The organism is Bacillus weihaiensis, assembly GCF_001889165.1.
In the GTDB taxonomy this organism is placed as follows: Bacteria; Bacillota; Bacilli; order Bacillales; family Bacillaceae; genus Metabacillus; species Metabacillus weihaiensis.
Genome location: NZ_CP016020.1, coordinates 309,963 through 321,905, shown reverse-complemented (window position 1 = coordinate 321,905; position 11,943 = coordinate 309,963). Strand labels below are relative to the sequence as shown.

The 11,943-nt window shown below is 37.8% G+C and carries 12 protein-coding genes; 6 read left to right on the top strand and 6 right to left on the bottom strand.

Translation table 11 applies throughout. The features are described 5' to 3' along the window. Nucleotides 1-23: 23 nt before the first annotated feature. Together nikA and A9C19_RS01500 are read right to left on the bottom strand one after the other, a co-directional pair. Nucleotides 24-1,565: a nickel ABC transporter substrate-binding protein gene (gene nikA, locus A9C19_RS01505; protein WP_072578315.1), complete on the bottom strand. Its 1,542-nt coding sequence runs from the start codon at nt 1,563-1,565 to the stop codon at nt 24-26. A 408-nt stretch (nt 1,566-1,973) separates the two neighbouring features. Then, entirely contained in the window at nt 1,974-2,738 is a 765-nt protein-coding gene (locus tag A9C19_RS01500) for a tyrosine-protein phosphatase (protein ID WP_072578314.1), read from the bottom strand. A 244-nt stretch (nt 2,739-2,982) separates the two neighbouring features. On the opposite strand from A9C19_RS01500, the gene A9C19_RS01495 reads away from it, so the two are divergent. The 3 genes from A9C19_RS01495 to A9C19_RS01485 all read left to right on the top strand — a co-directional run bounded on the left by A9C19_RS01495 (nt 2,983) and on the right by A9C19_RS01485 (nt 3,693). Continuing rightward, on the top strand, nt 2,983-3,201 hold the full coding sequence (locus tag A9C19_RS01495) for a DUF1659 domain-containing protein (RefSeq protein WP_072578313.1): 219 nt from the start codon (nt 2,983-2,985) through the stop codon (nt 3,199-3,201). Between the two features lie 35 nt (nt 3,202-3,236). Beyond that, the gene (locus A9C19_RS01490) at nt 3,237-3,455 is read left to right on the top strand and encodes a DUF2922 domain-containing protein (RefSeq protein WP_072578312.1); all 219 of its coding nucleotides are present in this window, start codon (nt 3,237-3,239) and stop codon (nt 3,453-3,455) included. Nucleotides 3,456-3,555: 100 nt separating this feature from the next. Then, nucleotides 3,556-3,693, top strand: coding sequence for a YvrJ family protein (locus tag A9C19_RS01485; RefSeq protein WP_072578311.1), 138 nt, complete (start codon nt 3,556-3,558; stop codon nt 3,691-3,693). A gap of 167 nt (nt 3,694-3,860) precedes the next feature. Here A9C19_RS01485 and A9C19_RS01480 read toward each other — a convergent pair whose 3' ends face one another. The 3 genes from A9C19_RS01480 to sstT form a co-directional block, all read right to left on the bottom strand. Further along, nucleotides 3,861-5,027 (bottom strand): nucleotide sugar dehydrogenase, encoded by a 1,167-nt coding sequence (locus A9C19_RS01480; RefSeq protein WP_072578310.1) that lies wholly within the window; start codon nt 5,025-5,027, stop codon nt 3,861-3,863. A 382-nt stretch (nt 5,028-5,409) separates the two neighbouring features. Then, on the bottom strand, nt 5,410-6,645 hold the full coding sequence (locus A9C19_RS01475) for a hypothetical protein (protein WP_072578309.1): 1,236 nt from the start codon (nt 6,643-6,645) through the stop codon (nt 5,410-5,412). Between the two features lie 309 nt (nt 6,646-6,954). Next, nucleotides 6,955-8,193: a serine/threonine transporter SstT gene (gene sstT / locus A9C19_RS01470; RefSeq protein ID WP_072578308.1), complete on the bottom strand. Its 1,239-nt coding sequence runs from the start codon at nt 8,191-8,193 to the stop codon at nt 6,955-6,957. Between the two features lie 243 nt (nt 8,194-8,436). On the opposite strand from sstT, the gene A9C19_RS01465 reads away from it, so the two are divergent. Continuing rightward, nucleotides 8,437-8,949: a YecA family protein gene (locus A9C19_RS01465; RefSeq protein WP_072578307.1), complete on the top strand. Its 513-nt coding sequence runs from the start codon at nt 8,437-8,439 to the stop codon at nt 8,947-8,949. A 223-nt stretch (nt 8,950-9,172) separates the two neighbouring features. Here the strand turns inward: A9C19_RS01465 and A9C19_RS01460 are convergent, their stop codons facing one another. Next, a complete protein-coding gene (locus A9C19_RS01460; protein WP_199445806.1) occupies nt 9,173-9,718 on the bottom strand; it encodes a DUF5381 family protein in 546 nt (181 codons plus the stop codon). A gap of 649 nt (nt 9,719-10,367) precedes the next feature. Here A9C19_RS01460 and A9C19_RS01455 point away from each other — a divergent pair. Together A9C19_RS01455 and A9C19_RS01450 are read left to right on the top strand one after the other, a co-directional pair. Continuing rightward, on the top strand, nt 10,368-11,084 hold the full coding sequence (locus tag A9C19_RS01455; RefSeq protein WP_072578306.1) for a GntR family transcriptional regulator: 717 nt from the start codon (nt 10,368-10,370) through the stop codon (nt 11,082-11,084). Further along, nucleotides 11,085-11,897: an inositol monophosphatase family protein gene (locus A9C19_RS01450; RefSeq protein WP_072578305.1), complete on the top strand. Its 813-nt coding sequence runs from the start codon at nt 11,085-11,087 to the stop codon at nt 11,895-11,897. Nucleotides 11,898-11,943: the final 46 nt, after the last annotated feature.

Here is an 11,943-nt window from a genome sequence, read left to right as displayed (position 1 = left end):
ATCCAAAGATTCTTTCACCATATTTATTGTGTTACATCCATTTTATTTGTAATTAAATAGTATTCCTCCGAACCAGGACTCCAGTTCGTTACACGTTCATTAACTCCTACAATTATGTGAGGGTGAACCATAAATGATTGTGGTACTTCCTCTTGGATAATTTGAACAGCCTGCTTTTGAAGGGAGATTCTTTCATCAGCGTCAGCCGTACCATTTAATTTTTTCGTTACATCATTTAGCTCTCCTATGTTAATGGAGCCAGGATTTAACGACCCTTCAGGAAGATACGCTACATTTAAGAAATAACCACCATCTCCGCGTGGTGCTGTTAAATTCGAGTAAGTTACGATATCCCAGTTATCTGGCTGCTCCCATAGGAAGCTATCAATATTCTCAGCTGTTACAATTTCAACAGAGATACCTAGCTTCGCAGCTTCGGATTGAAAATATTGCGCCATTAACGGTAGCTCAGGTCTACCTTGATAGGTTGCTAATGTTAAGGTTAGAGCCTTACCATCCTTCATCAAGGTTCCTTCTGCATTTTTCTCATAGCCTGCTTTTTTCAAAAGCTCTTCCGCTTGTGCTGGGTCGTACTCTGAAGCTTGGGCACCGTCTGCAAAAGCAAAATCAGCGTTAAACGGCCCATTTGCAGCCGTTGCATGACCGTTCATTATATCATTTACAACAACTTCACGATCAATCATTAAATCAAGAGCCTTTCGTACATTCACATCCTGCAGTACAGGATTTTTTTGCTGATAAAGAAGAAAATGTGTACGCAAGCTTGGCACTGATTCAACACGTAATTGTTCATCGGCTTCAATTGGCTCTAAAGACTCTGAAGGTAGATGATACGCGATATCTGCCTCTCCAGATTGAAGTGCAAGTGCACGCACATTTCCATCTTCATTAAATTTAACGATTACCTCATCAATCTTTGCTTCGCCATCCCAATAATCAGGATACTTCTCTAACACAGCCTCAGATTCTGGTGTAAAGTCAGCAACCTGAAACGGTCCAGTCGCAATTGGACGTTCAGCAATATTCTCTGCATCCGCCTTAATCACAGCCGCATTTGTATGAACAAGCTCCGAAAGAAAAGCAGGATACACTTCCTGAGTAACAAACGTTACTTCCTGTTCCTTCGCTTCTATTGATTCAATTTTCAGTGTTGACGCCATTGCCTCATTATTTTCTACTAATCTTTCAAAAGAAGCCTTTACTGCTTCTCCATCAACCGGAGTACCATCGTGGAACGTAACACCTTCACGAATTTTGAAGCTCCATGTCTTCTCATCCACCTGCTCCCAAGATTCCGCTAACCAAGGCTGAATCGATAAACCCTCATCAAGCTTCACAAGCGTCTCCGCAATCCCAGCTCGAACTCCCATCCAATCCTGATGTGGATCAAGTGTTGTCGAACCAAAACTAAATAATAAAGTAAGCTGCTTTTTTACACTGTCGTTACTTTCACCTGTACTCTCCTGACCCTGATTACTACAAGCCGTAACAAACAGAAGCAGAAGAATAGAAAATATTGCTAGATAAATAGGCTTCTTAAACATGTCTCTTTCTCCTCTTATAAAGGGTGGAACATACTGTGTAACCCTTTTCTTTCACTTTTCTCAACAACGAACTAGAACAGTAATCATTACGATTTAAAACGAACTATTATGTAAGTAAATCCTGAAAACCCGCATTCACAAATCGTAACTATTACTTTTTACCTTGTCTACTATATAAAATATTCTGTAAATCGTCAACCTAAATCGTCATTATTACCATTTTTCTGGTGGGGCCATATCTGGTGGGGCCAGGCCCCCACATAATTAACGCATTAACGTACCGGGGGACTGGCACCTGAAACCGGCACCTGAAACCTGAAACCATAAGTAAAGGCCCCAATATTTTGGGGCCTTTTCTTTAAACTAATTAGACTGTTGTTGTTTGTATTATTTGTATTGTTTATCTACTTAAAAAATCCCCAAAAATTTCTTCCTTTTTATTTGTTGCGGTGGCTGACGATAAATCGTGTTACCTTCTACAACGAGCTGAGCATTTTCCTGGAACATATAAACCATATCACTACCGAATTCTTTACGGATCACATCGTATGCCTCACTCAATCGGAACGATCGACCTGATAGATTATGAGCATCAGATGCGATAAAATGGGCCTGACCAGACTCAATTAATTGCAAAGAATAATTCTTAATTTTCTTTCCGAAGTGTCCCGTCACACTTGAAGCAGTGACCTGTGTTGCCGCACCTTTTTCAACAAGCTTGAACAAGATATCTGGATTCTCCATAATTTCCGAGTTTCGTTCGGGATGCACAATAACTGGTGACAAACCAGCTAGCTGAATATCAAACAACAGCTGTCTCGTATACCTCGGCACATGGTTTGACGGTAACTCAACAAACAAATAGGTAGAATTCGCCAAAGTAAGAATTTCACCTTGATTATAATCCTCTAGCAATTCTCCGTAAATTCGCGGTTCTTGACCAGGTAGAATTTCAAGGTCAAGGTTCTCCTCTTGTATCCTTGTATTTAATTCATCAACCTTGCTTTTAATAGACTCTGCAACGTTATCATATTTTCCGTTCTTATGATGCGGCGTAGCAATAATCTTCGTTATCCCCTCACTCGCAGCATGCCTCGCCATGTCCATTGAAGCCTCTATATCTCGAGCCCCGTCATCCATTCCGCCAAGAATATGGCAATGTAGATCAATCACGTAACAACCAACCTTTCTTTTCTATTACTCTTAATCTATATCAAATTTTCATTTGCATCAAACCTAAGTAAGATTCTCAATAACACCATTATCACGCATCAAGCTCGTCGCGTCTAGATTCAAAAAAGTGGGATTCTACAAAACTCTTCAATAGCACCACTACTAACTACGAAAAAAATGTTGTTCACTTTCGCTACCCCTCCCCTCAATCCACCCTATATAAAAGGTGAAGGGAGGTGATAACATGGCAAATCAAGTGCTTCTCGATTCACAGTTGAGATTAATGTACGAAGCAGGTGTTGATGAAAAAGGCGAAACCATTTTCAAAAGTAAAAACTACAACAACGTAAAAATCACATCAACTGCAGATGAACTACTTCAAGTGGCTCAAGCAATTGCAAGCTTACAAACACAAACGTTAGCAACAGTTGAACGTAACAACTCTAATCAACTTTTAGCGTAACGATCAAAGAAGATCCATAGAAAGGAGGGGCACACATGGCCAAAACATTGGAACTTTTATTCTTAAATGCAGAAGGAAAAACAGCTAAAATAAACATTGAATCACCCATCGAACCTGTAGACCAAGCAGCACTAGTTGCTGCAATGGACACGATTATTACAAATAACGTGTTTACAACAACAGGCGGTGACTTTGTCGCAAAAAAAAGCGCACGAATCGTTGAACGTAATGTAACGGACATTAAACTAGGCTAAAAATAGGGGGCTGCACCGCACAATTTGTAGAACATGTGCAAAGTGCCAGCCCTCTTCTTTCTCTTTAATTATTTTTTCAAAAAGGATGTGAAAACCATCAATGGAGCAATGGCTAAACGTTGTAAGTGAGGTTGGCTTTCCGATCGTTGTTACCCTTTACTTACTTAACCGAATCGAAAGCAAGCTAGACGCGTTAAATCAATCCATACAAATGCTGCCATCCCAATTAGGAAAATAGTGAATCAAGGACTCCTTCACAAGCACAACTACCTAAAGACCAATCAGCTGTAGCTCTTACTACAAACTAAAAAAATCCGTTACGCCATTTGCGCGTAACGGATTTTTTGTGGAACATGTTAAAGCAGTGAAACAAGATGGTTCAGATGGTGACAGGCACCACTGATATTAATCCCTGCTAAACAGGTCTCTTGTGTATACTTTATCACTCACATCTTTTAGCTCGTCTGATAGACGATTTGCAACGATAACATCAGAGATTTTTTTGAATTCTTCAAAGTCATTGATTACTTTTGAGTTGTAAAATTCTTTCTCAGTAAAAGCTGGTTCGTAAACGACTACTTCTACTCCCTCAGCTTTAATTCGCTTCATTACACCTTGGATAGCAGATTGTCTAAAGTTATCAGAATCCATTTTCATTGTTAGTCTAAAAATCCCAACTACTTTTGGATTACGTTTCAGAATCATATCTGCAATATGATCTTTTCGGGTTCTGTTTGCATCAACAATCGCGCCCATAATATTGTTAGGTACATCAGCATAGTTCGCTAACAGCTGCTTTGTGTCCTTAGGCAAACAATAGCCACCATAACCGAATGATGGATTATTATAATGTGTTCCTATACGTGGATCTAATCCGACACCATCGATTATTTGTTTCGTATTTAACCCACGTACTTCTGCATATGAATCCAATTCATTAAAGAATGCCACACGCATCGCTAAGTACGTATTAGCAAATAATTTTATAGCCTCTGCTTCTGTTGAGTTAGTGAATAACACGTCAATCTCTTCCTTAATTGCCCCTTGCACTAACAAATCGGCAAAAACTTTTGCTCTCTCAGATTGTTCTCCAACAATGACACGTGATGGATGTAAGTTATCATATAGTGCCTTTCCTTCACGCAAAAACTCTGGAGAGAAAATGATATTAGTTGTATCATATTTTTCGCAAACTGATTTTGTATAACCTACTGGAACTGTCGATTTAATGACCATGACCGCATTCGGATTAATAGAAAGAACATTCTCGATCACTGTTTCAACCGAACTTGTATTAAAATAATTCTTGTCCGGATCATAGTTTGTTGGAGTAGAAATGACAACAAACTCAGCGTCTTTAAATGCCTCTTCATTATCAGTAGTCGCCTTTAAGTTCAGCTCTTTTGTAGCTAAGAATTCTTCAATTTCACGATCTATAATAGGTGATTTTTTATTGTTAATCATGTCCACTTTTTCTTGAACAATATCTAACGCAATTACTTCGTTATGTTGGGCCAGTAAAACAGCGTTAGATAACCCCACATAACCTGTACCAGCGATTGTAATTTTCATACCGTTTGCTCCTTACATGTATCAAAAATTTATTATATATATCCTATCCTATTTAATAATACAATAAAAACGATAATTGATAAAACTTTACAATAAAAAACATTTATTTTCACAAAAAATGAAATAGTTCATTAAACATATTCCAGTCCTATTTAGAATCAGTATATAGTAGAATTCCCCTCCCAGTTCTAATAAAGACGGGAGACAAATTGTGAGCTCTCCAAAAGCCTATCGAAATAAGGCTTCACTCTTGACCTATTTAAAACCTCTACCAAAAAAAAACGAGGTACAAAATGAAAAAAACACCACTTTTAGTCTCTTCTTTCAAATGTGGAACATTGTGAAACAAGATTTCTGAGTGGTGACAGGCACCCTCTTTGGTCTATCTCACTACCACCCAGTCCAACACTCCATCAAATTCTGGTTCATTGCTTTCAATGAATAGTTGGTGTTCACCACGGTTGTAAAAGAGGTAATATCCGGTGTCCACTTCGCTGTAGCCTTCTTCATCGGGCTGACCCAAATAGGTAATAATTTGATCATAGCTCAATTTAATCGGCAATACAAAGGAACTAATAAGCGTTTCTGGATATTCTTCATAGTCATAGCCGACCCCTAAGCCACATTGGCACTCACGATACATCAAGGTGAACCCACCTTCGGCCTCATCTCTCCAATCTGGTTGACCAAGGTACGCTTCAATAACTGGTCCAATAGCTGATCCTATTGAAGTGTGTATGCCTTTTATTTCTCCTTTAGAAGCTAATTCTAAAAAATCTGAACGTAAGATTCTCTCATTATTAAAACCAATTGCTTCCTCACTAAAATCAGTCCCATACGAACCTTCATTACTCTGATTATTACTCTCAGAAGGCTGAGTATCCGCTTGTATCTCATCAAAGCTCTGTGACATATCTACCTTAATGGTCTCATTCTCATTAACCTGCTCGATTTCCGTTTTCTCACCTATCTCTTTCAACTCAGTTTGTGAAAGATATGAGACCTCTAGACGGTAAGTAGGCAAAGAATCTGGTACGTCACTTTCCTCAAATAAATCTGATTCATCATGAGATATTTTGATAAAAGCATACCGATTCATACTATCGGTCGTTTCATAATAGCTAGTAGTATGATAGTCTGTACTCGTATAACGAAACGTCTCATTTCGGTCTTCTTCCACATCCTCAACCTCTTTGAAAAAAGTACTGTTTACAGGTAAGACCTTCTCTCCCAGTTCTTTCACTTTTTCTTTATCGCCTTTAACATAGAAGGTAATTGACTCTATCCTATTACTTCCACCAGCTTCATCAAAGCTTACATAAAAGATTTTCTTCTTATTGAGTAGATAAAAGTCAAGCTCACCCTCTGATGCAAACTTAGGTTCACCAAATGAATCATAGGCTTGCTGAATATCGTCACCTAATCGTGGGTATTCAACATTAAGAAGCTCAGAAAGCGTATTTTCTGCTTCAAGCTTATTTGATTTCTGCACAATTGGCGTCGATTGAACCTTTGATCCTCCTTTTAGTTCGACAATATCAAGCATCCAAAGGGCGAATAACATCAACAGAACTGTAAAAACCGATGTTAGCATTACTAGTAATATTTTCTTCCCCATTCTACGTTCTCCTCTCAATCCCAATCTACCAAATAGTCATATAGTACTACATTCTACTAGCTTTTAAGAACAACTGAAAGGGAAAATCCAAAGAAATACCCGAAGCTGTGAAACTTATTCTACTGCCTACTAACAACTACAAATTTTAAGGCTAACCTATTAATTTATAAACGACTTTACTTTTATTAAAAGAAAATTTGGGTGGTGCCAGGCACCCGCCCACAACCCACCATATAAAAAAGCCTCACAATCCATAATAAAACGATTGCGAGGCTTTTATTTCACATTCAATATCTAAAGTTAACTAGATTACCCTATTTTACGTAAGTAAATTTCCTTTCCTTCTTTACGCCATTCTTTAAACTCCGCTGCTGCTGTAAAAAGAGCATCAGTTGATGAATTAAGAGCTGTTTCAAAGGAATCCTGTAAAATGCCAATGATAAAGCCAACTCCTACAACCTGCATAGCAATTTCATTCGGAATGCCGAACAAGCTACAGGCTAAAGGAATAAGTAATAAGGATCCTCCTGCCACTCCAGATGCACCACACGCGCACACAGCAGCTAACACACTAAGAATCAACGCTGTTAAAAAGTCTACCTCGATCCCTAGCGTATGAACCGTAGCAAGAGTTAACACAGAGATAGTTACAGCTGCACCCGCCATATTAATGGTAGCCCCTAATGGTATGGACACGGAATAGCTATCTTTATTTAGTCCTAGGTTTTCGCACACCTTCATGTTAACGGGAATATTCGCAGCAGAGCTACGAGTGAAAAAGGCTGTAATTCCACTTTCTTTCACACATCTAAACACAAGAGGATATGGATTTTGTTTGATTGTCATAAACACAATCAATGGATTTATGACAAAGGCAACAAATGCCATGCAGCCTAATAAGACGCCAAGCAGCTTTCCATAGCTTACGAGTGCTGAAAGCCCATTCGTCGATATAGATTCGTAGACAAGTCCCAAAATCCCAAGCGGAGCAAACTTTATTACCCAACCCACAATTTTAGAGATTGCGTCAGATAGATTTGAAATCATTGTTTTCGTCGTGGCTGGAGCACTTCTCAAAGCAAATCCTAGAAGGAGCGCCCAAGCAAGAATACCAATGTAGTTTGCATTCGCTATTGCATGAACAGGATTGTCCACAACATTTAAAAGTAACGTTTGTAGTACCTCGGACACACCGCCAGGAGCCGTAAAGCCTTCTGGACTATCAACTAATGTGAATCCTACAGGGAAAAGAAAACTAGCTAAAACAGCTGTTAATCCAGCTAAAAATGTTCCGATTAGATACAAAGCAATAATTGTCTTCATATTTGTCCGTTGCCCACTCTCATGTTGAGCAATCGCCGCCATCACTAAGAATAAGACTAGAACTGGCGCAACAGCCTTTAAAGCCCCTACAAATAAAGAGCCCAAAAGAGCCACCGGTTGTCCCGCTTGCGGAATCGTAAGAGCCAAGATCACTCCGACTACGAGTCCAATTACAATTTGTTTAACCAAACTCACTTGGTTCCATTTATCTAGTATCTGTTTCATCCTAATCCCCCGCTTCATCTCTTCTTATCAATTACTTTATATACATAGAATCAATCTCTACTACAACCCACAATAAAAATTCCACTGTATAAAGACAAATGTCCATTCAATAGACCATATTATAGTGAATCTTTTGGTATAGCACAATACTATTTTATAAATTTTAAAAAGTTATAATATTTAGATAATTAAAAGGTCTACTCTTAATAGACTTGTAAACGATTACTATATTTAAAAAAGAAAATGATAAAAAATCGTGAAAATGAAACTGCACTTATTAAAATAGGGACCGATGAAGCCATCCTAGGAGTAGAGAAATATTTCGGGGATGAAAGTGCTGCCGCCTATTCAGCTACGGAGGTAGTAAGCAAGCTATTATCTCCCCTTTCTGAGGAAGTGTTATTGCGCCAATTTGATAAAGTAACCGATATTACAATAAAAACCCTGATCGCATCAGCATTATGTTCACAGCTTTCAACTAGAGCTATTCCTATACTAGAGGATTTTACGAAAGAAAATTATGCCCATTCTTTACTTAATTTGAAAGAAGACTTCTATGCTTGCTGCATCATTAATCAGATTGACCACCCAAAACTAAGCGAGTGGAAACAAGAATTAAGTGAAGACCTACTTCAGAGAGAGGGAAAAAATAACCTATTTAGCCTATTCTCAAAACCAGCTAAGTCGGAGAAGGTTGGTCGAAATGAACCTTGTCCGTGTGGAAGTGGAAAGAAATATAAGAAGTGTTGTGGTTGAGGAATAGGTGGGTAGAGTGATGAGGGGGCGTCTGTAAGCCCCTTGTTGACCTTTCCAGCCTCTTCTTTTAGGAGTAAAACATCTGTGAAACAAAAGGTTTCGGGAGGTGGCAGGCACCGAGATCAATTTCTATACCTGTCTTCTATAAGACACCATGTGGTATAGCTTCACTAAGACCCAGCTTCCAATCCCACACCTTTCTAATTTTCAGTCATCTGTCCTCTCACCCACTTCTCTCATACTTCGCAATTCTCTGCAACTTTTCAAGATTAACCTTCCGATTCCAAACTTCCTGTGCATCCTCAGTTAAATAGGGATAAATATATCTATCTACTACAATGTCATAATCTATGTCATCAAGAAGGTTATATGTACGAATCTTTAATTTTTCGCCGTCTAAAGATTCTATAACAATGTCGTTAATTAGATTTAACGGATTTCTCACTAAATCAATGGTTCGAATATCTTTTATTAAGACTTTTCTATTTTTATATATCACAATGCCATTTTCTTTTGGAACGACTGAAAATAGAATCTTCCCTATCTTAAATCCCGGCAAAAACCAGATAGCTAAGTAGCTCATATATGGTAAAAAAGCAATTCCTGTGCCTAGGTATATAAGAGAATAATTTGACTGGAACGAAAAGCCTTCTCCTATTAAAAATATACATGCGGACAAACTACCAAAAACAAATACAGTCATCCAAGCATACATAAATTTAGAACCTTTAATATGAAGAAACTCGCCGTTTTTCTTAATGTTTAGCATTCTTAAATCCCTCCTTCCAAGTTAATCGTGATTATAAGCAGAAATTGAAGTTTCTGCTATTGACTCATAGTTTAAAACAAGAAATTTCGGGAGGTGACAGGCACCGAGGTGATAGCGAAGTCAATGGCTATTTTCATAAAATACTACACTGTTCACAATAATCATGACATATAACCAAGTAGTCTCCCATTCTGTAAATTATATCCTTTTTATGTTAATATCACCATCAGAAACCATTTTGTTCACAATGGAACACCACTAATTACTATACCCTTTAAGCCCAATATGACTTCCCCCCCTTGTCTTTCTTACTCATAACAATCCACTCACGTTTCTAAACTCACATCAACACTTGGAGTACTATTGATTCATCTTTGAGACTTTAGTAAATCAACGTATTTACTGTAGTGCTTTTTATAGATGTTTAAGATCCTTTTTTAACAGTCTACATGGAAAACTAAATCCGCGTTGTTTTCCTATTATTTCTTCTATTAGTAGGCTTAGAGAAAAAATAGGCATTCATATATAAAACTAGACATCTATCAACATTATTGTGTTAAGTTTCTGTAAATACTATAGAAAGTCAATGTTCAACATGATATCTTTTACATATATGTCTAGACAGCATTGAGAGTGAGGAGAGAAGGAAATGAAACCGAGTTATCAATTAATTATGCAAGAATTAAAGGAGTTAATTGCAAAGGGACAATTAAGGGTTGGGGAAAAGCTTCCATCTGAAATTGAGATGGCCAAAACCTTTAATGTTTCTAGGGAAACCTTTCGCTCTGCAGTGAAAATTCTAGAGCAGGAAGGACACTTATTAGTTAAGAGAGGAGTAGGTACCTTCGTAGTACAACCACTACCAAATATACCCAATAGAATTGAACAGCTAAGTAGCGTCACATCCATGATAAAATCTGCTGGTCTTAAAGAAGGGGAACAAAAGGAATTTGTTAAAATTGAAGAATGTGAGCCAGATTGGGCTGAAGCACTTAATATAAATGTAGGGGAACCGGTTGTGATAATTGAAAGAACCCGTACAGCAAATGGAGAGCCTGTTGTTGTATCGAAGAATATTATCCCTGAATCAGTCGCCGGTAAGGATATGGTGGATGAAGAAGAAATTGGTTCACTCTTTCATTATCTTGAAACAAAAAATAAAATGCAAATAACATGTGCAGATACTGAATTAATTATCCCACTTCATACAGATAAACAATGCCAGAAGCTTCTTGTTAGACCTGAAACAACCGTTATCATGATGAGACAGATTCACTATCATGCGGATAATACACCTGTACTTTATTCTATGGATTATTTTAGAAATGACATATTCAAATTCTGGGTGAGAAGGGTGAGAGAATAATTGTCTACTTTGTTGTCTGAAGAGAAGATTGTACCATTTGTCGAAGCCTTGATTGTTGAAGCAGGTGATAAAATTCGGAAGAGGATAAACGAAAGTACATCTTATGAGATGAAAAAAAATTTTGCAGACCTAGTCACAGCAGTTGATCAAGATTTAGAACTGTTTTTAATTAAAGAATTACAAAATAGATTCCCATCTCACTATTATTTAACAGAGGAAACTAATCCCACTCAAACAGTAGAAAAAGATTCTAACGATCAGTTTATCTGGGTGATTGATCCAATAGATGGTACCATGAATTTTGTTCACGGTTTCAATAGGTATGCCATATCGATAGCATTGTGTAAAGGGGAAGAAATTATTCTTGGATTTATCTTAGATGTAAATAATAACACCCTATACTCAGCAATAAAGGGCGCAGGTGCTTTTTGTCAAGGAGAAAGAATCCAAGTATCTAACACATCATCTATTAATAACAGTCTATTAGCACTAGGGTTTTCAGCTGAGCAATGGGAGCAAAAGATAGATGTTGTTTCAATAATGACAGCCATAGCAGGGGCTGCCAGAGGGATAAGAATAACCGGATCTTCATGTTTAGATCTTGCTGATGTTGCAACGGGAAAGTTAGATAGCTTTTTTCATTATGGATTAGCCCCCTGGGATATGGCGGCAGGGTCATTACTTGTTCAAGAGGCTAATGGAATATGTACAGGAATGAAAGGAGAACCCAACTTTATTAAAAGTAACGGGATTCTTGTAACAAATGGCCATTTACATCATCCTTATATCGAGTTAATGTCTAGACATGTATAGTAATTATTTTTGTATCCCCCTGAATATATTAGCAGATATATAGTAA